Genomic DNA, 19,544 nt, shown 5'->3' on the forward strand with positions numbered 1-19,544 from the left:
TATGCTGGATAAGAAAGTAGCGTTAGTCACAGGGGCCAGCAGGGGAATCGGAAGAGAGATTGCCCTGACTTTAGCAGCCCAGGGAAATTTTGTTGTTGTAAATTATAACGGCTCTGAAGCCAGAGCAAAAGAAGTGGTAGAGACCATTGAGAAAAACGGCGGACAGGCCGCTGCTTATCAGTGCAGCGTAGGAGATTTTAATGCCTGCCAGGAAATGATACAGAGTATCATTAAAGAATATGGACGGCTGGATATCCTGGTGAACAACGCCGGAATTACCAGAGACAATCTGATCATGCGTATGAAAGAAGAAGACTTTGATGCGGTGATCAATACCAATTTAAAGGGAGCTTTTAACACCATCCGTCACAGTGCCCGCCAGATGTTGAAGCAGAAAAGCGGAAAGATCATCAATATCTCTTCCGTATCCGGTATCCTGGGAAATGCAGGACAGGCCAATTATGCAGCAAGCAAGGCAGGGGTCATCGGATTGACCAAGACTATGGCCAGAGAGCTGGCCAGCAGAGGCATTACCGTAAATGCAGTAGCTCCCGGCTTTGTAGATACAGAGATGACAGAAGTATTAGGAGAGGATATTAAAGAAGCTGCCTGCAAGCAGATTCCTCTGGGAAGATTTGGAAAGACGAAAGATATCGCAGAGATGGTAGCTTTTCTGGCGTCAGACAAAGCAGATTATATTACCGGCCAGGTCATCAGCGTTGACGGCGGTATGTGCATGTAGGAGGATATATGAAAAGAGTTGTTGTTACCGGTATGGGAGCCATTACTCCTATCGGATTAAATGTAGAAGAATATTGGAATGGATTAAAAGAGGGGAAGATCGGATTTGGAGAAATTACCAAATTTGACACCTCTGATTATAAAGTGCATCTGGCAGCAGAAGTAAAAGGATTCCAGGGCAAAGATTATATGGACTTTAAGGCGGCAAAGAGAATGGAACTTTTCGCCCAGTATGCAGTGGCAGCCGCAAAGGAAGCAATCGAGCAGGCTGGCCTGGATATGGAGAAGGAAGATCCTTTCCGTGTAGGCTGTTCCATCGGTTCCGGTATTGGAAGCCTGCAGGCGGTAGAGAGAGAGCATACAAAACTGGTAGAAAAAGGACCAAACAGAGTAAATCCTCTGATGGTGCCTCTGATGATCTCTAACATGGCTGCAGGAAATGTATCTATTCAGTTCGGCCTGAAAGGAAAGAGCATCAATGTGGTAACCGCCTGTGCTACAGGAACCCACAGCATTGGCGAAGCCTACAGGAGTATCCAGGCAGGAGACGCAGACGTTATGGTAGCAGGTGGTACAGAGGCCAGTGTAACACCTCTGGGAATCGCCGGATTTACCGCTCTTACTGCTCTTTCCACGAACCCGGATCCAGCACGCTGCTCAGTTCCTTTTGATAAGGAGAGAAGCGGTTTTGTCATGGGTGAAGGATCAGGAGTGGTAGTTCTGGAAGAGCTGGAGCATGCGAAAAGGAGAGGCGCCAAGATCCTTGCAGAAGTCGTAGGATATGGAGCTACCAGCGATGCTTACCATATTACTTCTCCGGCAGAAGACGGAGAAGGCGCTGCAAAATGTATGGAATATGCCATCAATGAAGCGGGAATTCCTCTGGAAGAGGTAACTTATATCAACGCTCACGGAACCAGCACTCATCATAACGACCTGTTCGAGACAAGAGCCATTAAGAAATTATTCGGAGACCATGCTTATAAATTAAAGGTAAACTCTACAAAATCTATGATCGGACATCTTCTGGGCGCAGCAGGCGCTGTAGAATTTATTGCCTGTGTGAAAGAAATTGAAAACAGTTATATCCATGAAACTGTAGGATATCAGGTGCCGGACGAAGAGTGTGATCTGGACTATGTAACAGGACAGGGACAGGAAATGGAAATCGAATATGCCCTTTCCAATTCCCTGGGATTTGGAGGACACAACGCCAGCCTGCTGATCAAAAAATATCATGATTGATTGACGGAGGAGATACGATGGAATTAGAAAAAATCATTGAGTTAATTCATACAGTCAGCGAGTCAAACCTTACACAGTTTACCATGGAAGAGGGAAATCTGAAAATCTCCATGAAAACAGATAAACAGACGAAAGTTATTGCCTCACCCCAGGCGGCTGCAGCAGTTCCTGCCGCAATGGTTACAGAAACTGTACAGGCAGCAGTCCCTGCCCGGGAGAACGCTCAACAGACCCAGGAAGAGATTTTAGATGGAAATGTAGTAAAATCCCCTCTTGTAGGAACCTTCTATAATGCTCCTTCACCAGATGCGGAACCTTATGTAAAAGAAGGAGATACGGTGAAAAAAGGCCAGGTACTGGCTATTGTGGAAGCCATGAAACTGATGAATGAGATTGAATCGGAGTTCGACGGTACTGTAGAAAAGGTACTGGTATCCAACGAAGAAGTGGTTGAGTATGGACAGCCGCTGTTCGTGATCAAATAGGAGGGAAAGATAATGAAACTGACAACCAAAGAGATTATGGAGATCATTCCTCACAGACATCCGTTCCTGCTGGTGGACACCATTGAAGAAATGGAGCCGGGAGTAAGAGCCGTAGGAAGAAAATGTGTCACCTACAATGAGCCATTTTTTGCAGGACATTTCCCTCAGGAGCCCATTATGCCAGGAGTACTTCAGATTGAAGCTCTGGCTCAGGTTGGGGCAGTGGCAATTCTCAGCAAGCCGGAAAACAAGGGAAAGACCGCTTATTTTGGAGCCATTAACAATGCAAAATTTAAGAATAAAGTAGTACCGGGAGATGTACTGACTCTGGAAGTGGAGATCATTAAGGAAAAAGGTCCTGTAGGCATTGGAAAAGCAGTGGCCAAAAACCAGGATGGAAAAGTTACCGTAATGGGTGAAATGACCTTTATGATCGGGTAAAGGAGTGAAAGGTATGTTTCAGAAAATATTAATCGCAAACCGAGGAGAGATCGCAGTGCGGATCATCCGGGCCTGCAGAGAAATGGGGATCAAGACTGTGGCGGTTTATTCCGAAGCGGACAGAGACGCTCTCCATGCCCAGCTGGCCGATGAGGCAATCTGCATCGGTCCTGCTGCTCCTCAGGACAGCTATCTGAATATGGAAAGGATTTTAAGCGCTACAGTATCCACAAAGGCAGAGGCTATCCATCCAGGATTTGGATTTCTCTCTGAAAACAGCAGATTTGTAGAAATGTGTGAAAAATGTAATGTGGCCTTTATCGGTCCTTCTGCGGAGATCATCCATAAGATGGGAAACAAATCTGAAGCCAGAAAGACTATGATGGAGGCAGGAGTTCCTGTAGTGCCGGGTACAAAAGAGCCGGTGCACAATGTACAGGAAGCTCTGGAAGCTGCAAAAGAAATCGGTTTCCCCATTATGATAAAGGCTTCCTCAGGAGGCGGCGGAAAAGGAATGAGGGTTTCTGAGAGTCTGGAAGACTTTGAGGAAAACTTCAATACTGCCCAGAGAGAATCTGTAAATGCTTTTGCTGACGATACCATGTATCTGGAGAGATATGTCCGGGAGCCCAGACATATTGAGGTTCAGATTTTAGGTGATAAATTTGGAAATGTAGTCCAGCTGGGAGAGAGAGACTGCTCTATCCAGAGACGTCATCAGAAAATGATCGAAGAGTCCCCTTCCTGCGCCATTGACCAGGCTACCAGAGAAAAGATGGGAGAGACTGCAGTTAAAGCAGCCAAGGCCGTAGGCTATGAGAGTGCAGGAACCATTGAGTTCCTTCTGGACAAGTCCGGAGAATTTTTCTTTATGGAAATGAATACCAGGATCCAGGTAGAACATCCGGTGACAGAATTTGTCTCCGGCGTAGATCTGGTAAAAGAACAGATCCGTATTGCCGCAGGCCTGCCTCTTTCTGTAGAGCAGAAGGATATTGTTATGAGAGGCCATGCCATTGAGTGCAGGATTAACGCAGAAGATCCTTCCAGGAATTTTATGCCTTGTCCGGGAACCATTGAGAACATCCATCTTCCCGGGGGAAACGGTGTCCGGATCGATACCGCTGTATTTAACGGCTACCAGATTCCGCCCAACTATGATTCTATGATCATGAAAGTGATCGTGTACGATAAAGACCGGGCTTCTGCCATTGCAAAAATGAGAAGCACTCTGGGAGAGGTGGTCATTGAGGGAGTCCAGACAAATCTGGATTTCCAATACGATATTCTGAATCAAAAAGATTTTGTAGAGGGAAATGTAACCACCCACTTTATTCCAGAGCACTATGACATGGATTAAAGATTTAAGATAAAGGAGTCACGGAGATGTCCAGATTAAAGGATTTATTTAAAAAGTCTGCCAATGTACAGACACAGGAAGTACAAGGCGAAGAACAGAGGCAGGAACCGGAAGGGGCTCCTTCCGTGCCCGAAGGCCTGTGGGTAAAATGTCCCAAGTGCGGGGAGCTTTTATATAAAGAGGACGTAGTCAGTCATTATTATATCTGTCCGAAATGTAACGGGTATTTTCGTATTAAGGCAAAGACCAGGATCAAGATGGTGGCGGATAAGGGAAGTTTTACCGAATGGTGTACCGGCCTTGCCAACTCCAATCCCCTGGACTATCCGGAGTACGAAGAAAAAATCGCCCAGGTTCAGGCCAAGACCCATCTGGAAGAGGCTGTCCGCATCGGAGAAGCCAAAATTGACGGCCAGAGAGTGGTCCTGGGAGTCTGTGATGCCAGATTCCTTATGGGAAGTATGGGCCATGTAGTGGGTGAAAAGATCACACAATCTTTTGAGCGGGCTACACAGGAAAGACTTCCGGTAATCCTGTTCTGCTGTTCAGGCGGCGCCAGGATGCAGGAAGGGATCATTTCCCTTATGCAGATGGCAAAAACATCCGCAGCCATTAAACGTCACAGCGAAGCCGGCCTTCTTTACATTCCGGTGCTGACGGATCCTACCACAGGAGGGGTTACCGCCAGCTTTGCCATGCTGGGAGATATTATCCTGGCAGAACCGGGAGCCCTGATCGGCTTTGCCGGACCCAGAGTTATCGCTCAGACGATTGGACAGAAGCTGCCTGAGGGATTCCAGAGGTCTGAATTCCTGGTGGAACACGGAATTATCGATGGAATCGTAAGAAGAGAGAATCTGAAACAGACGTTGTCAAATCTTGTGAAACTCCATCAGAGGAATAAGGGCTATTGCCAGTTTTTGAGAATCAGCCTTCCAGAAGAAAATAAGGAAGAAAAGAAATCCAGGAAAAGAAAAAAAGAAAAAGAGATGACAGCCTGGGAAAAAGTAGAGGCGGCCAGGGATTCCAAACGCCTCACCAGTCTGGATTATATAGAAACCATTTTCGACAGTTTTATGGAACTTCACGGAGACCGGGCTTTCCGGGATGACGGAGCTGTTGTAGGGGGCCTGGCAGTATTAGACGGTCAGCCGGTAACGGTTATCGGTGTTCAGAAGGGAAGAAATACCAAGGATAATATTACCAGGAATTTCGGTATGCCTTCTCCGGAAGGATACAGAAAAGCCCTGCGTCTGATGAAGCAGGCAGAGAAATTTAACCGTCCGGTAATCTGTTTCATCGATACTCCGGGAGCTTTCTGCGGCATTGAAGCAGAAGAAAGAGGACAGGGAGAGGCCATTGCCAGAAATCTTCTGGAAATGTCTGATCTGAAAGTGCCGGTCCTTTCTATTGTAATTGGAGAAGGCGGCAGCGGCGGCGCTCTTGCCCTGGGAGTGGCAAATGAAGTATGGATGATGGAAAACGCTACTTATTCCATTCTTTCTCCGGAAGGCTTTGCATCTATTCTCTGGAAAGACAGCAAGAAGGCCAAAGAAGCTGCGGAAGTGATGAAGATCACGGCAAAAGACCTGCTGGAGCTGGGGATTGTGGAACAGGTAATCCCAGAAGATATTCCTGCCTGCAGGGATAACCTGGAAGAGCTGTCTAAAGATATGAAGAGCAGAATGATGGAATTTCTGGAAAAAGCAGAAGGCATGTCAGGAGAAGAGCTGGCAGCCCAGCGTTATGAGAGATTTCGGAAAATGTAAATAGTTGTAGAAAGGAGCTGCTGTATTTCTGCTGCCGGAGAATACATTCTCTGGATAAGACCATACGGCAGCTCTTTTTGGAAATGGAGAGTTAAATGGGTACAGGATTAAAAATCGGTGATTTAGAGGCGAGGATCCCTGTGATACAGGGAGGAATGGGAGTGGGAATCAGTCTTTCACGTCTGGCCGGCACTGTGGCGGCCAACGGCGGAATCGGTATTATCTCTACCGCTCAGATCGGGTGGCGGGAGCCGGATTTTTATCAAAACCCTTTTGAGGCCAACTACAGGGCCATGAAAAAAGAGCTGGCGGCAGCCAGAGAAATTGCCGACGGCGGTATTGTAGGTTTTAATATCATGGTAGCCACCCAGCGCTATGAAGAATATGTAAAAACAGCAGTAGAGGCAGGAGCAGATGTGATCATTTCCGGCGCGGGACTTCCGGTAGATCTGCCCAAATATACAGAGGGTTCTTTTGTAAAAATCGCCCCGATAGTCTCTTCTGTGAAATCTCTCAATGTTCTTATCAGAATGTGGGAGAGAAAATATAACCGATATCCGGATTTTGTGGTAATTGAAGGGCCAAGTGCGGGTGGGCATCTGGGCTTTTCTTTAGAGGAGCTGGAGACTTTTACCCAGGAGCCCTATGACCAGGTGATCCGGGGTATTATTGGCAAAACCAGAGAATATGCAAAAAAAGCTGGAAGAGAAATCCCTGTGGTGGTAGCCGGAGGAATTTTCGACGGAGAAGATATGAAGCACGCGCTGTCTCTGGGGGCAGACGGCGTCCAGGTGGCTACCCGGTTTGTCACTACTGAAGAGTGTGACGCAGCGCCAGCCTACAAAGAAGCTTATATTAAGGCAAAAAAAGAAGATATCTGCATTGTGAAAAGTCCTGTGGGCATGCCAGGCCGGGCCATCCACAATGCCTTTATCGACAAAACCCAGAAAGAAAAATGCAGGATCAAACACTGTTATCATTGTATTACCACCTGTGATCCCGCAAAGATCCCCTACTGCATCACTCAGGCTTTAGTTAATGCTGCAGAAGGAAAACTGGACCAGGCTCTGCTGTTCTGCGGGGAGAACGCCTATCGGTGTGATAAGATCGAGAAGGTTAAGAATATTATGGAAGAATTTGACCGGGCAAATCAAGAGAGATAGAAGAAAAAGACCAGTCCATATAAATCCGGGGCTTTATAAAAGCATGGATTTTACGGACAGGTCTTTTTTTAGTTGTAATGCTTTTGGCGAGACGGTATACTATCCATAAGTAAGGCAGGCGATTTCACGGAAAATACTGTCGGTGGAATACGAGGATATCCGAAAGTATGGACTTTGTTTTTTAAAGGAGTGTCTGCTCATGGAGAAGGTTTAAGCGAAATTATATTAAAGAATGGGAGGAAAAAACTATGTTCCATATCAGTAATTTTACCAACAATGATGATATCAATGTACTGGACTCTATGGGGCCTTTTACTGTGATCGAATACGCACGGGATCTCAGCGTAGCTCCAACCAACGCCATGGCGGCCTATTTCTGCAATGCCATGAATGTGCGGAAGCGCCAGGTTATGTGTGATCTGAGCCAGGCAAATGTGACGGTCCAGTCCGGAGCTATGCAGTGGATGGTGGGAAATGTAAAAGCCACCACAGGGATTAAGGGAGTTGGCGATCTGCTTGGGAAGGCAGTCAGAGGAAAGGTGACAGGAGAGTCGGCTATAAAGCCGGAATATACAGGAGATGGGGTTATGGTATTGGAGCCAACCTATAAGCACATAATCCTTCTGGATGTAGACGAATGGAACGGTTCAGTAGTCCTGGATGACGGCATGTTCCTGGCCTGCGACGCGAATCTCCGGCATAAGGCAGTAATGCGTTCCACCCTTTCTTCTGCAGCAGCAGGCAATGAGGGGCTGTTTAATCTGGGGATCGTAGGAAGCGGAGTCTTATGTCTGGAATCCCCCTGTCCCAAGGAAGAACTGGTGGAAGTGACCCTTCGGGATGATGTGATCAAGATCGACGGCAACATGGCAGTGGCCTGGAGCGGCAGCCTGGACTTTACTGTGGAGAGGTCAGGAAGATCCCTGATGGGTTCCGCTGTGTCCGGAGAAGGTCTGGTAAATGTTTACCGAGGGACAGGTAAGGTATTGTTTGCTCCGGTGAGATAGAGAAAGACAGAAATGATTTTTCTTTTTTTAACCTTGCAAAAGAAAAACAGGTTATGTATAATTTGTGCAGTGGGGTATATGGTTGCGGACCGCATACCCCCTTTCCATGTTTAATTATAAGGCTTCACAGTATTCAATAGATAAGGAGAGAAAAGAATGAGTAAAGTAAGAACAAGATTTGCCCCCAGCCCTACCGGAAGGATGCATGTGGGAAATTTAAGGACTGCACTGTACGCTTATCTCATTGCAAAGCATGAGGGAGGAGATTTCATCCTGCGTATTGAGGACACTGACCAGGTACGTTTTGTAGAAGGGGCCCTGGATATCATTTACCATACCCTGGAGGAGACAGGACTGAAACATGACGAAGGTCCGGATAAAGACGGAGGCTGCGGTCCTTATGTCCAGAGTGAGAGAAACGCCCAGGGCATCTATCTGAAATATGCAAAGCAGCTGATTGACCAGGGAGACGCTTATTACTGCTTCTGTACTAAGGAGAGACTGGAATCCTTAAAGACAAACATTGAAGGAAAAGAAGTGGCTATGTATGACAAGCACTGCCTTCACTTAAGCAAAGAAGAAGTAGAAGCAAAACTGGCTGCAGGAGAGCCCTATGTCATCCGGTTTAACATGCCGGTGGAGGGGACAACCACTTTCCACGATGATATTTACGGAGACATTACTGTGCCTAATAATGAGCTGGATGACCTGATCCTGATCAAATCTGACGGATATCCTACCTACAACTTTGCAAATGTAGTAGACGACCATCTGATGGGGATCACTCATGTAGTAAGAGGTAACGAATACCTCTCCTCTTCACCAAAATATAATCGTATTTATGAGGCTTTTGGCTGGGAAGTTCCTACCTATGTACACTGCCCTCTGATTACCAATGAAGAGCATAAAAAGCTTTCCAAACGTTCCGGCCATTCTTCCTATGAAGACCTGGTAGAACAGGGATTCCTTACAGAGGCCATTGTAAATTATGTGGCGCTTCTGGGATGGTGTCCTGAGGATAATCGTGAGATCTTCTCACTGGAGGAACTGGTAGAAGCCTTTGACTACCGCCATATGAGCAAGTCTCCGGCAGTTTTTGATGTGCAGAAGCTTCGGTGGATGAACGGAGAGTATATGAAGGCTATGGACTTTGACAAGTTCTATGACATGGCGCTGCCCTATATCCAGAAAACCATTACAAGAGACATTGACCTTAAGAAGATCGCTGCCATGGTGAAGACCAGGATTGAAGTATTCCCGGATATTCCGGAGCTGATCGATTTCTTTGAACAGGTGCCGGAATACGATGTTTCCATGTATACCCATAAAAAGATGAAGACAAATCCGGAGCTTTCTTTAGAAGTGCTGGAGAAGATCATTCCTGTGCTGGAAAATCAGGAAGACTACAGCAATGATGCTCTCTATGAACTGCTCTGCGGATTTGCCAAGGAGAATGGATACAAGAACGGTCAGATCCTCTGGCCTATCCGTACAGCTCTTTCCGGAAAGCAGATGACTCCTGCAGGAGCTACGGAAATCCTGGAGGTTCTGGGCAAAGAAGAAAGCCTTAAGAGACTGCAGGCTGCCGTGGAAAAACTTCGCTGAGCTGTAAGGAGGAAGAAAGCAGCAGACTATGAAGATGAACAGTGCCCAGGAAAAGGCGGTCAGGCATTTTAAAGGACCTATGATGCTGCTGGCAGGTCCGGGATCCGGCAAGACCGCTACCATGACCAGAAGAGTTGAGTATCTTCTGGAAAACTATCAGGTAAATCCGGGAAATATTCTGGTGGTGACCTTTACAAAGGCCGCCGCCAGAGAAATGAAAGACAGATTTGAGAAACTCTGTGAAGAGGCCGGGCTGAAGGCGGATTACCGCCGGGTGACTTTTGGTACCTTTCACGGAGTTTTTTACGGAATCCTCCGCCATGCTTATCACCTCACAGGGAAAAATATCCTCAGTGAAGAGCGAAAGTATGAGATGCTTAAAGAAATTGCTTATGGAAAGCACCTGGAAATCGAAGATGAGAAGGACTTTTTCCAGGGACTATCCCAGGAGATCAGCCAGGTAAAAAATACCAGGATTCCTCTGGAACATTATTACTCTGCCAACTGCCCTGATGAGATTTTTCGGAGCATTTATATTGCCTATGTAAATCGCTGCCGCCGGGGCAGACTTCTGGATTTTGACGATATGCTCCTTTACTGCTATGAGCTTCTGGACCAGAGGGAGGATATCCGCCGGGGATGGCAGGGAAAATTTCAGTATATCCTGGTAGACGAATTCCAGGATATTAATAAACTTCAGTATGATATTGTAAAAATGCTGGCAGCGCCTCAGAACAATCTCTTCATTGTAGGTGACGACGACCAGTCTATTTATGCCTTCCGGGGAGCCAGACCGGAGATCATGATGAATTTCCCAAAAGATTTCCCTAAAGTCCAGACAGAACTTCTTTCCTGCAATTACCGTTCTACCCCACAGATCCTGGAGGCGGCGGGAAAAGTGATTGCCGGGAATAAGAAAAGATTCCGGAAAAAGATTTATACAGAAAATCAGCCGGGACCGGTGCCGGTGATCAAAAAGTTTGAAAAGGGACGGGAAGAAGAGCTTTATGTAAAAGACTGTATTCAGAAGGCCAGAAAAGAGGGGTGTCCTTACGAGGAGATGGCAGTTCTTTATCGGACCAATTCCGGCGCCAGATTCCTGGTGGAGATTCTGCTGGAGTACCAGATTCCCTTTCAGATGCGGGACAGTCTTCCCAATCTTTTCGACCACTGGATTGCCCAAAATATGATTTCTTATATGAAGCTGGCTATGGGAGACAGAAGCCGTAAGGAATTTCTCCAGGTCATGAACCGGCCCAACCGCTACATATCCAGAGAAGCCTTGGATGCAGAGACCGTTTCCTTTGAAGAACTGCGGTGGTTCTATGAGGATAAGGAATGGATGTGTGACAGGATTGACCGTATGGAGGAGGATCTGAAGACTCTAAAGGCTATGACGCCTTATGGAGCCATTAATTATATCCGCTATGGAGTAGGCTATGAAGAGTTTCTAAAAGACTATGCCTCCTATCGAAAACTCCGTACCGAGGAGCTTTACGAGGTATTGGATGAACTGGCAGAAAGTGCAAAGGGATATAAGACCTTTGAAGAATGGTTTACTCATATTGCCCAGTATACGGAAAAGCTGAAGGAACAGGCTAGACAGCAGAATACAGAAAAAGAAGGCGTAGTAATCTCTACCCTTCACAGTGCCAAAGGCCTGGAATTTGACCGGGTTTTTATTATGGATGTAAATGAAGGGATCATTCCCTACCGGAAAGCAGCAGGAGAGAGCGATGTGGAGGAAGAACGCCGCCTTCTCTATGTAGGGATGACCAGGGCCAGAAAGGAACTTTCCCTTTTCTATGTGGGAGAGCGCCATGAGAAGAAGCTGGAGCCTTCCAGGTTCCTTTTGGAATCTAGTCTGGTGGAAAGGAGTAAGGAACTGTGAAGCCGGGAGTAATTTATCTCTATGTAGGAAAAGTGGAAGAGTGGACCAGAGAATGGAAAGAGGAGAAGAACCGGGAAAGCCTCTGTGGCCGGCTTCTTCTCCTTTGTGGCCTTCAGGAATTGGGCTATGACAGTTTGTTTTCAAGAAATAAAGACCGGAAACAACTGCTAAAAGCCTTGGATGCTTCACTGAAAAAAGGCCCCTACGGGAAGCCATACCTGGCAGGACATCCGGAAATTCATTTTAACATCAGTCATTCAGGGGGCTATGGAGTCTGTGCGATTTCTTCTATGCCCTGTGGGGTAGACATTCAGGAAAAACGGGCCGTAAGGTCCCAGAGAATGATAGAACGGACCATGAACGCCCAGGAGCAGCGACAAATTCTGGAGGCTGAAGACAGTACCAAGGAGTTTATCAAACTCTGGACCTACAAGGAAAGCTGCATCAAGCTTTCCGGAGAAGGACTCCGTCAGGATATGAGAACCCTGAAGGCGCCTGCCTGCCACCAGTTCTTCTGGCTGGAAAAAGATCTGGCCGGCTGTGTGGCCGCAGAAGAACCTTTTCAGCTGGAAATCCGGCACCTATATCCGAGAGAGAAAGAGGCATAAAAAAGGATTGTCCTCATATATATATCTTAAAAAGAGGTGAGGACAATGAAACAGGAAGAAATCGCAAAACTATTTCCTGCCCATATCCGGCAGGCTCTGCTGGCAGCTCATTTTGACATGGAGCAGCTCTATGAAATACGGCTCCGTGTCAATGCTCCTCTGATACTGATTTATCAGGGAAAGGAGTATTTTCTCAGAAAAGATGGGGAATTCTCACGGGAGGAATCCCAGGGCTGCTTTGTAAAGGCAGAAGATCTGAAAGAAACCATGGAATATGTGAGCAGCTATTCCATGTATGCATTTGAAGAGGAAATCCGCCAGGGGTTCATTACCATTCAGGGTGGACACCGGGTGGGCATTGCAGGAAAGACTGTCCTGGAAGGGGACAGGATCAAAAGCGTAAAATACATATCTTATATGAATCTCAGGCTGTCACACCAGATAAAAGGCTGTGCTTCGCCAATACTTCCCTATATTATCAAAAACGGCAGAATCTGCCATACACTGATCATTTCCCCGCCCAGGTGCGGAAAGACCACCCTGCTCCGTGACCTGATCCGTCAGGTCAGCAGCGGCAGTCCTTATATGCCAGGAGTGTCTGTGGGAGTGGTAGATGAAAGATCAGAAATCGGAGGTTCCTATCAGGGAATCCCCCAAAATGACCTGGGAATCCGTACCGATGTCCTGGACTGCTGTCCAAAAGCCGAAGGCATGATGATGCTTATCCGTTCCATGTCTCCAGAGGTAGTGGCAGTAGACGAGCTGGGAGACTATGAGGACATCCACGCCATTGAGTCAGTGATCCACTGCGGCTGTAAACTTTTTGCCACAGTCCATGGCAGTTCTGTGGAGGACATTAAGAGAAAACCCCTTATGCAGAGACTGGTCCGGGAGAGAATCTTTGAGAGGTATATTGTTCTCCACCATCAGGACCGGGCAGGAAGGGTAAAAGCCATCTTTGACGAGAGAGGCACCAGCCTTTTTGACTGGAAACGAAAACAGGGAATCCTATGCTGAAAGCAGTGGGAGCCCTTCTGGTGATTCTTTCCTGCGGAGCCATGGGCTATGGAAAAAGTCTGAGTTATACCAAAAGGCAGAGAGAACTGGAGGAGATACAGAAAATGCTGTATTTTCTTCTGGGAGAGATCACTTACCGCAGGGAAGCTCTGCCAGAGGCTATGGTCCGGGTGGCGGACAAGATCCGCCCTCCTCTTTCAGATTTTCTCAGAGAAGTATCCAGAGCGGCAAAGGAATACCAGGGAGAGCGGTTTTCCAAGATTTTTTCTCAGAAAGCAGAGAAATATCTAAAGGAGACCAGCCTAACGAAAACAGATTTGGAGGAATTTATCCGCCTGGGAGAGGACCTGGGATATATGGATATTACCATGCAGGAAAATACCATAAATCTGTATCTGGAGGAATTGAAAGGAGAGATCCTAAAAACAGAGAAAGAAGGGCCGGCCAGGAAAAAAATGTATCAGGCCCTGGGGCTTATGGCAGGAATGTTTCTGGCGATCATGCTGGTATGAAAAGGAGTCATGATGGGGGATGAAGGAAGTGAGAGCAGGGAGGAAAGAGCGTGGAGGTTAGTTTACTGTTTAAAATAGGTGCGGTGGGAATTCTGGTATCTGTGCTCTGCCAGATACTGAAACACAGCCAGAGAGAGGAACTGGCCTTTCTCACCAGTCTGGCAGGTCTGGTGCTGGTGCTGTTCTGGATCCTGCCTTATATTTATGACTTGTTTCGGACAATACAGGAATTATTTGCACTGTAAGGGGGATTGAGGATGGAAGTGGTGAGAATCGTCATGCTGGGGATGACAGGGGTGCTTCTGGGTCTTTTCCTGAAAGGAACAAGACCGGAATATTCTGTCTATCTCAGCCTGGCAGCAGGAATCCTGATCTTTTTCTATATGACGGATAAGCTTTCCTACCTTTTTTCCTCTGTGATGAAAATACAGGATTATCTCCCAGTGGATATCCAATATCTTACTACTCTTTTGAAAATCATAGGGATTACTTATATCGGACAGTTTTCTTCCGGAATCTGCAAAGATGCAGGTTATGGTTCTATAGGAGCTCAGATAGAGATCTTTACCAAGCTTTATATTATGGTCCTGTCTATGCCAGTGCTTCTGGCACTTATGGAAGCCATTCACGGCTTCCTGTCATGAGAAGAAAGAACAGACAAAAGAGGACAGACCTTCCGGCAGGGATTCTTCTGACAATGCTGGCTATGCTGCTTTTTTCCATACCTGTTTCGGCAGCTGATGAAGCCCTTCGGGAAGAGCAGAGTGACAATTCCCAGACAGAAGAAGATCTGCTCAAGGAACAGGAGAAAAGTCAGGAAGCTCTTTTGAAGGGATTGGAACTGGGAGAGATGCAGGAGACAGTAAATGAACTGTTGGGAGAGGAGACTTTTAGTGTTCGCCAAGCTCTGGAGAAGATACTTGCCGGAGAAGAAGTATTTACCCCAGACTTTGTTCTGGAAACAGTCAGAGGATTTTTGTATGAGCATCTGCTGGCAGACCGGGAGGTGCTTTTTCAGGTAGTGCTGCTGGTAATCCTGGCGGCGCTGTTTGCCAATTTTACCAATGTGTTTTCCGGCAGTCAGGCAGGAGAAGCCAGTTTCTACATTGTATATATGCTTCTCCTGGCGCTTCTGATCCACTCCTTCGGAGAACTTAGTGCAGAGCTGTCCGGGAGTCTGGAGGACCTGACTGCTTTTATGCAGGCCCTTATGCCATCCTATTTTCTGGCAGTGACGGCAGCTTCCGGGACAGCCACTGCAATGGTCTTTTACGAAATGGTTTTTGGGGTCATCTATCTGACCCAGGTACTTCTTTTAAAAGCAGTGATTCCCGGTATCCAGGCCTATGTGATCATAGAGCTGATCAACTATCTGCATAAAGAAGACTTCCTTTCAAAGCTGGCAGACCTGCTGAAAACCATTTTGGAATGGACCATGAGAACTATTACAGCGGTGGTTATTGGTATGGAGCTGATCCAGAATATGGTCAGTCCGGCCCTGGATTCACTGAAGAGGGATGCGCTGGGAAAGACGGCGGCTTCCATTCCCGGTATAGGAAATGTGATCAACGGGGCCACGGAAGTAGCCCTTGGAACAGCAGTACTGATCCGCAACTGCCTTGGCGTTATGGGAATTGTGGTTTTAGTGCTGCTGGGCCTTCCTCCTGTCATTAAACTGGCGATGAACTCCCTTGTTTATAAACTCCTGGCGGCTCTGCTCCAGCCGGTTTCTGACAGACGGATGACAGGCTGCCTTTCTGCCATGGGAGAAGGCTGCAGGCTCCTTCTGAAAGTGCTGCTTACCCTGGAACTCCTTTTGTTGATCACCATTGCTATTTTGTCAGTATCTTTCATATCTCATTAAGGGGGCACGGAGATGGCGGAAAGTATTTATTCCTGGATACAGAATCTGGCCTGTTTTTTTATACTGGCCTCTGCGGTGATGCATTTTCTGCCGGAAAACAGCTACAAAAAGTACGTGCAGTTTTATATGGGGCTGCTGCTGATCCTGGTGATCCTCTCCCCGGCTTTCCAGTTTACCGGTCTGGAGGAAGAGATTGACAGCTTTGTGAAAGAATTCCAGGATTCCCGGACAGACAGGGAAGAGTGGCAGAAAAAAGCCCAGGACTGGGAGGAGTCCTGGAATGAAGACAATGAAGGGGAAGTCATAGAAGGGCAGGAGGTGATTCCATGAAACCTTTGGAAAAATGGATGAAGAAGGAAAATCTGGGAGTCCTGCTTTTAGTTGGGCTGTTACTGCTGGTTATTGCCCTCCCCACCAGACAGGAAAATGAAAATACCATTACAGAGGAGAATACCCAGGAGACAGACCAGGGTCTTCAGGAACAGGATTGGCAGACTAAGATGGAGGAACGGCTGGTGGAGGTGCTGGAGCAGGTTCAGGGAGTGGGAAAGGCAGAAGTATTCCTTACCTGCGAAGGCACCCAGGAAAAGGTTGTGGAAAAGGATGAGACAGAGACCGTCTATGAGCGGGATTCCAGAGGAAATCAGACCCCTTATGTATCTGCGGAAATCTATCCCCAGGTCACAGGAGTTCTGGTAGTGGCTCAGGGCGGAGATGACCCGGTAGTGATCCAAAATATTCAGGAGGCTGTCCAGGTATTATTTCAGGTAGAAGCCCATAAAATTAAAGTAATGAAAATGAATTAGAGGAGAATGTCTATGAAAAAAATCTTCAAGAAAAATCAGGTTATCATTACGGCCCTGGCCATTATGATCGCTGTGGCGGGATACATTAATTACTCAGACAATCATCTGGGAATGGACAGCGCCCTGGAAAACCTGGGGAGTGATGGGGAGGATACTGCCCAGACAGCCTCAGATACAGAGGGGATTGTAGAAGAGATTGACAGCCTGGACTATGACCTGACAGATGAGACGGCTCTGCTGGAAGAAAACAGCCAGGCTGCTCAGGGAGAAGATGGCACTCAGGAAGATGCCGACACCCAGGAGACAGAAAGCCAGGCAGTAGAAGCTCAGGAGGGAACGGACACTGCAGACGCTTCCAGTGGGGATACTGCCCAGACAGAGACTCCCGGAGAAGCAGTACTTACCGGCGCTTCTAATTTTGCCGCCCAGGCAAAGGTGAGCAGAGAACAGGTCCGCTCTGCCAATAAGGAGACCCTTTTAGAAATCATCAACAATGAAAATCTGGGAGATGAGCAGAAGCAGGAAGCAGTAAACTCTATGGTAAATATGACAGACCTGGCAGAGCAGGAAGAGGCAGCAGAACTGCTTTTAGAGGCCCAGGGCTTTACTGATGTGGTAGTAAACCTTACGGGAGAAAGCGCAGACGTAATTGTGCCTCAGGCCTATATGGAAGATGCCAGCAGAGCCCAGATCGAGGATATCGTAAAGCGGAAGACCAGCGTTCCTGTGGAAAATATTGTGATCACACCTTTAGAAGAAGGAACCGGGACAAATGAGTAAAAGGCCCTTGACACCTTTCTGAGGGTATACTACAATAGCGTCAGTGTGCAATTTTGGAGAAAACAACACCTTTAAAATAGAGAAGGAGGGCCAACAGTGGCTGACTATACCAAAGAAATATCAAAAAGACGTACATTTGCAATTATTTCTCATCCGGATGCCGGAAAGACCACTCTGACAGAAAAATTCCTCCTCTACGGAGGAGCCATTAATCTGGCAGGAAGCGTTAAGGGAAAGGCGACTGCCCGTCATGCGGTTTCAGACTGGATGGAAATTGAAAAGGAGAGAGGTATTTCCGTTACCTCCTCTGTGCTGCAGTTTAACTATGACGGTTACTGCATCAACATATTGGATACCCCAGGACATCAGGATTTCTCAGAAGATACCTACCGTACCCTTATGGCAGCAGACTCTGCAGTCATGGTCATTGACGCATCAAAAGGTGTGGAAGCCCAGACCAGAAAGCTTTTTAAGGTATGCGCTATGCGGCATATTCCTATCTTTACTTTTATCAATAAGATGGATAGAGATGCCAATGACACCTTTGACCTATTAGACGATATTGAAAAAGAACTGGGAATCCCTACCTGTCCGGTAAACTGGCCTATTGGTTCCGGAAAAAAATTCCGGGGAGTTTATGACCGGGAGACCAGAAAAGTCCTGACTTTTTCAGATACTATGAAAGGTACCAAGGAAGGTATCGAGGAAGAAGTAGGGATTGAAGAAGCCCGTCTGGATGAAGTCATTGATCCGGATCAGAAGGAACAGCTTCTAGAAGAAATCGAGCTGCTGGATGGAGCCAGTGCAGAGTTTGACCAGGAAAAGGTAGACAGAGGAGCACTGTCCCCAGTGTTTTTTGGTTCCGCGCTTACCAACTTTGGCGTGGAGACCTTTCTGAAACATTTTCTGAAAATGACTTCCTCTCCCCTGCCAAGAATGTCAGATGAGGGAGAGATCGATCCCATGGATCCGGATTTTTCTGCATTTGTCTTTAAGATCCAGGCAAACATGAACAAGAATCACAGGGACCGTATTGCATTTATGCGGATCTGCTCCGGAAAGTTTGAAGCCTCAGCAGAGGTTTACCATGTCCAGGGAAATAAGAAAATGCGTCTGTCCCAGCCTCAGCAGATGATGGCTCAGGACCGCCATGTGGTAGACGAAGCCTATGCAGGAGATATCATCGGCGTATTTGACCCGGGAATCTTTTCTATTGGTGACACGGTCTGTGCTCCGGGAAGAAAAATCCAGTACGAGGGAATCCCCACTTTTGCTCCGGAACATTTCGCCAGAGTACGGCTTTTGGACAGTATGAAGAGAAAACAGTTTGTAAAAGGCATCAACCAGATTGCCCAGGAAGGCGCTATCCAGATTTTCCAGGAAATCATGGGAGGCATGGAAGAAATCATTGTAGGGGTAGTAGGTGTGCTCCAGTTTGACGTGCTGAAATACCGTCTGGAAAATGAATACAATGTGGATATCCGTCTGGAGTCTCTGCCTTATGAGCACATCCGCTGGATTGAAAATAAGGAAGAAGTGGATGTGAAGAAGCTTACAGGAACCTCTGATATGAAGAAGGTTATGGACCTGAAAGGAAATCCGCTGCTTCTGTTTATCAACAGCTGGAGCATTGGAATGACCTTAGACAGAAATGAAGGTTTAAAGCTTGCAGAATTTTCGAAAAACTGAGAATAGGAAGGAAAAGCGGTTTTTTGCGGGAAAAGCAAAAAACCGCTTTTAATTTTCTATGGCTTTTGGTATAATAAATCACAGGATATTTCCTGTTAGGAGGTAGAGATTATGGCGGAAGACAGAAACGTATATAAGATACATGACAACGGCTCTCTTGGAGAAGTGCAGATCGCCGATGAGGTAGTGGCCATCATCGCCGGACTGGCTGCCACAGAGGTAGAGGGTGTGGATTCCATGGCTGGAAATATTACCAACGAACTGGTAGGAAAGCTGGGTATGAAGAACCTTTCCAAAGGCGTGAAGGTAGACGTACTGGAGGATGTGGTATGTGTAGACCTGGCTTTGAATATTAAATATGGATACAATATCCTGGAAACAAGCAAGACTGTTCAGGAGAGAGTGAAGGCAGCTATCGAAAATATGACAGGGCTGACCGTTTCCGATGTAAACGTACGCATTGCCAGCGTGGAGATCGAAAAGACCAAATAGTAGTTCATTGACAAGTAAACATCTAAAAGAGCAGAGAGGTAAGGTGTCTTTTTTAGAGGCACCTTTTTC

General features: G+C 46.9%; 21 protein-coding genes. All 21 read left to right on the forward strand.

Annotated elements, in window-relative coordinates; all coding sequences use genetic code 11:
• Nucleotide 1: 1 nt before the first annotated feature.
• The 21 genes from fabG to B5G00_RS01800 all read left to right on the forward strand — a co-directional run bounded on the left by fabG (nucleotide 2) and on the right by B5G00_RS01800 (nucleotide 19,475).
• Entirely contained in the window at nucleotides 2-742 is a 741-nt protein-coding gene (gene fabG / locus B5G00_RS01700) for a 3-oxoacyl-[acyl-carrier-protein] reductase (protein WP_087267504.1), read from the forward strand.
• 8 nt (nucleotides 743-750) lie between these two features.
• Nucleotides 751-1,986, forward strand: coding sequence for a beta-ketoacyl-ACP synthase II (gene fabF / locus B5G00_RS01705; RefSeq protein ID WP_087267507.1), 1,236 nt, complete (start codon nucleotides 751-753; stop codon nucleotides 1,984-1,986).
• 17 nt (nucleotides 1,987-2,003) lie between these two features.
• On the forward strand, nucleotides 2,004-2,471 hold the full coding sequence (gene accB / locus B5G00_RS01710; RefSeq protein ID WP_087267510.1) for an acetyl-CoA carboxylase biotin carboxyl carrier protein: 468 nt from the start codon (nucleotides 2,004-2,006) through the stop codon (nucleotides 2,469-2,471).
• A gap of 12 nt (nucleotides 2,472-2,483) precedes the next feature.
• Nucleotides 2,484-2,912, forward strand: a complete 429-nt coding sequence (fabZ, locus tag B5G00_RS01715) for a 3-hydroxyacyl-ACP dehydratase FabZ (protein ID WP_087267512.1) — start codon at nucleotides 2,484-2,486, stop codon at nucleotides 2,910-2,912.
• Between the two features lie 13 nt (nucleotides 2,913-2,925).
• Nucleotides 2,926-4,272 carry an acetyl-CoA carboxylase biotin carboxylase subunit gene (locus B5G00_RS01720; RefSeq protein ID WP_087267515.1) on the forward strand — a complete coding sequence of 449 codons (1,347 nt, stop codon included), beginning with the start codon at nucleotides 2,926-2,928 and terminating at the stop codon, nucleotides 4,270-4,272.
• Between the two features lie 26 nt (nucleotides 4,273-4,298).
• The gene (locus B5G00_RS01725) at nucleotides 4,299-6,041 is read left to right on the forward strand and encodes an acetyl-CoA carboxylase carboxyltransferase subunit alpha (RefSeq protein ID WP_087267518.1); all 1,743 of its coding nucleotides are present in this window, start codon (nucleotides 4,299-4,301) and stop codon (nucleotides 6,039-6,041) included.
• 95 nt (nucleotides 6,042-6,136) lie between these two features.
• Nucleotides 6,137-7,204, forward strand: coding sequence for an NAD(P)H-dependent flavin oxidoreductase (locus tag B5G00_RS01730; RefSeq protein WP_087267522.1), 1,068 nt, complete (start codon nucleotides 6,137-6,139; stop codon nucleotides 7,202-7,204).
• 248 nt (nucleotides 7,205-7,452) lie between these two features.
• The gene (locus tag B5G00_RS01735; RefSeq protein ID WP_087267525.1) at nucleotides 7,453-8,211 is read left to right on the forward strand and encodes an AIM24 family protein; all 759 of its coding nucleotides are present in this window, start codon (nucleotides 7,453-7,455) and stop codon (nucleotides 8,209-8,211) included.
• A gap of 156 nt (nucleotides 8,212-8,367) precedes the next feature.
• Complete coding sequence (gene gltX, locus B5G00_RS01740) at nucleotides 8,368-9,816, forward strand: glutamate--tRNA ligase (RefSeq protein ID WP_087267528.1); 1,449 nt, start codon at nucleotides 8,368-8,370, stop codon at nucleotides 9,814-9,816.
• A gap of 28 nt (nucleotides 9,817-9,844) precedes the next feature.
• A complete protein-coding gene (locus tag B5G00_RS01745) occupies nucleotides 9,845-11,707 on the forward strand; it encodes an ATP-dependent helicase (RefSeq protein ID WP_087267531.1) in 1,863 nt (620 codons plus the stop codon).
• On the forward strand, nucleotides 11,704-12,315 hold the full coding sequence (locus tag B5G00_RS01750; RefSeq protein WP_087267534.1) for a 4'-phosphopantetheinyl transferase family protein: 612 nt from the start codon (nucleotides 11,704-11,706) through the stop codon (nucleotides 12,313-12,315). Before B5G00_RS01745 ends, B5G00_RS01750 begins: the two co-directional genes overlap by 4 nt.
• Before the next feature lie 45 nt (nucleotides 12,316-12,360).
• Nucleotides 12,361-13,332, forward strand: a complete 972-nt coding sequence (gene spoIIIAA / locus B5G00_RS01755; protein ID WP_087267537.1) for a stage III sporulation protein AA — start codon at nucleotides 12,361-12,363, stop codon at nucleotides 13,330-13,332.
• On the forward strand, nucleotides 13,326-13,844 hold the full coding sequence (locus B5G00_RS01760) for a stage III sporulation protein AB (RefSeq protein ID WP_087267540.1): 519 nt from the start codon (nucleotides 13,326-13,328) through the stop codon (nucleotides 13,842-13,844). Before spoIIIAA ends, B5G00_RS01760 begins: the two co-directional genes overlap by 7 nt.
• A 50-nt stretch (nucleotides 13,845-13,894) precedes the next feature.
• A complete protein-coding gene (spoIIIAC, locus tag B5G00_RS01765; RefSeq protein ID WP_087267543.1) occupies nucleotides 13,895-14,089 on the forward strand; it encodes a stage III sporulation protein AC in 195 nt (64 codons plus the stop codon).
• A gap of 12 nt (nucleotides 14,090-14,101) precedes the next feature.
• Entirely contained in the window at nucleotides 14,102-14,488 is a 387-nt protein-coding gene (spoIIIAD, locus tag B5G00_RS01770) for a stage III sporulation protein AD (protein ID WP_087267546.1), read from the forward strand.
• Nucleotides 14,485-15,708 (forward strand): stage III sporulation protein AE, encoded by a 1,224-nt coding sequence (locus B5G00_RS01775; RefSeq protein WP_242971248.1) that lies wholly within the window; start codon nucleotides 14,485-14,487, stop codon nucleotides 15,706-15,708. The genes spoIIIAD and B5G00_RS01775 overlap by 4 nt, the downstream gene beginning before the upstream one ends.
• 12 nt (nucleotides 15,709-15,720) lie before the next feature.
• The gene (locus B5G00_RS01780) at nucleotides 15,721-16,038 is read left to right on the forward strand and encodes a stage III sporulation protein AF (RefSeq protein WP_087267549.1); all 318 of its coding nucleotides are present in this window, start codon (nucleotides 15,721-15,723) and stop codon (nucleotides 16,036-16,038) included.
• Complete coding sequence (locus B5G00_RS01785; RefSeq protein WP_087267552.1) at nucleotides 16,035-16,514, forward strand: stage III sporulation protein AG; 480 nt, start codon at nucleotides 16,035-16,037, stop codon at nucleotides 16,512-16,514. Before B5G00_RS01780 ends, B5G00_RS01785 begins: the two co-directional genes overlap by 4 nt.
• Nucleotides 16,515-16,526: 12 nt before the next feature.
• A complete protein-coding gene (locus B5G00_RS01790) occupies nucleotides 16,527-17,294 on the forward strand; it encodes a SpoIIIAH-like family protein (RefSeq protein WP_087267555.1) in 768 nt (255 codons plus the stop codon).
• A gap of 96 nt (nucleotides 17,295-17,390) precedes the next feature.
• Entirely contained in the window at nucleotides 17,391-18,983 is a 1,593-nt protein-coding gene (locus tag B5G00_RS01795) for a peptide chain release factor 3 (protein WP_087267558.1), read from the forward strand.
• Between the two features lie 111 nt (nucleotides 18,984-19,094).
• Nucleotides 19,095-19,475, forward strand: coding sequence for an Asp23/Gls24 family envelope stress response protein (locus tag B5G00_RS01800; RefSeq protein ID WP_087267561.1), 381 nt, complete (start codon nucleotides 19,095-19,097; stop codon nucleotides 19,473-19,475).
• Nucleotides 19,476-19,544 lie beyond the last annotated feature (69 nt).

Source organism: Blautia sp. An46 (assembly GCF_002161645.1).
GTDB lineage: Bacteria > Bacillota > Clostridia > Lachnospirales > Lachnospiraceae > Blautia > Blautia ornithocaccae.

Excerpts from the sequence above, each read along its gene's own strand:
- B5G00_RS01720 (WP_087267515.1), top strand. The coding sequence starts at position 2,926 with ATGTTTCAGAAAATATTAATCGCAAACCGAGGAGAGATCGCAGTGCGG.
- B5G00_RS01785 (WP_087267552.1), top strand. The coding sequence starts at position 16,035 with ATGAAACCTTTGGAAAAATGGATGAAGAAGGAAAATCTGGGAGTCCTG.
- B5G00_RS01800 (WP_087267561.1), top strand. The coding sequence starts at position 19,095 with ATGGCGGAAGACAGAAACGTATATAAGATACATGACAACGGCTCTCTT.
- B5G00_RS01730 (WP_087267522.1), top strand. The coding sequence starts at position 6,137 with ATGGGTACAGGATTAAAAATCGGTGATTTAGAGGCGAGGATCCCTGTG.
- B5G00_RS01745 (WP_087267531.1), top strand. The coding sequence starts at position 9,845 with ATGAAGATGAACAGTGCCCAGGAAAAGGCGGTCAGGCATTTTAAAGGA.
- B5G00_RS01760 (WP_087267540.1), top strand. The coding sequence starts at position 13,326 with ATGCTGAAAGCAGTGGGAGCCCTTCTGGTGATTCTTTCCTGCGGAGCC.
- B5G00_RS01775 (WP_242971248.1), top strand. The coding sequence starts at position 14,485 with ATGAGAAGAAAGAACAGACAAAAGAGGACAGACCTTCCGGCAGGGATT.
- spoIIIAA (WP_087267537.1), top strand. The coding sequence starts at position 12,361 with ATGAAACAGGAAGAAATCGCAAAACTATTTCCTGCCCATATCCGGCAG.
- B5G00_RS01725 (WP_087267518.1), top strand. The coding sequence starts at position 4,299 with ATGTCCAGATTAAAGGATTTATTTAAAAAGTCTGCCAATGTACAGACA.
- gltX (WP_087267528.1), top strand. The coding sequence starts at position 8,368 with ATGAGTAAAGTAAGAACAAGATTTGCCCCCAGCCCTACCGGAAGGATG.
- B5G00_RS01735 (WP_087267525.1), top strand. The coding sequence starts at position 7,453 with ATGTTCCATATCAGTAATTTTACCAACAATGATGATATCAATGTACTG.
- B5G00_RS01780 (WP_087267549.1), top strand. The coding sequence starts at position 15,721 with ATGGCGGAAAGTATTTATTCCTGGATACAGAATCTGGCCTGTTTTTTT.
- fabF (WP_087267507.1), top strand. The coding sequence starts at position 751 with ATGAAAAGAGTTGTTGTTACCGGTATGGGAGCCATTACTCCTATCGGA.
- fabZ (WP_087267512.1), top strand. The coding sequence starts at position 2,484 with ATGAAACTGACAACCAAAGAGATTATGGAGATCATTCCTCACAGACAT.
- accB (WP_087267510.1), top strand. The coding sequence starts at position 2,004 with ATGGAATTAGAAAAAATCATTGAGTTAATTCATACAGTCAGCGAGTCA.
- spoIIIAD (WP_087267546.1), top strand. The coding sequence starts at position 14,102 with ATGGAAGTGGTGAGAATCGTCATGCTGGGGATGACAGGGGTGCTTCTG.
- fabG (WP_087267504.1), top strand. The coding sequence starts at position 2 with ATGCTGGATAAGAAAGTAGCGTTAGTCACAGGGGCCAGCAGGGGAATC.
- B5G00_RS01790 (WP_087267555.1), top strand. The coding sequence starts at position 16,527 with ATGAAAAAAATCTTCAAGAAAAATCAGGTTATCATTACGGCCCTGGCC.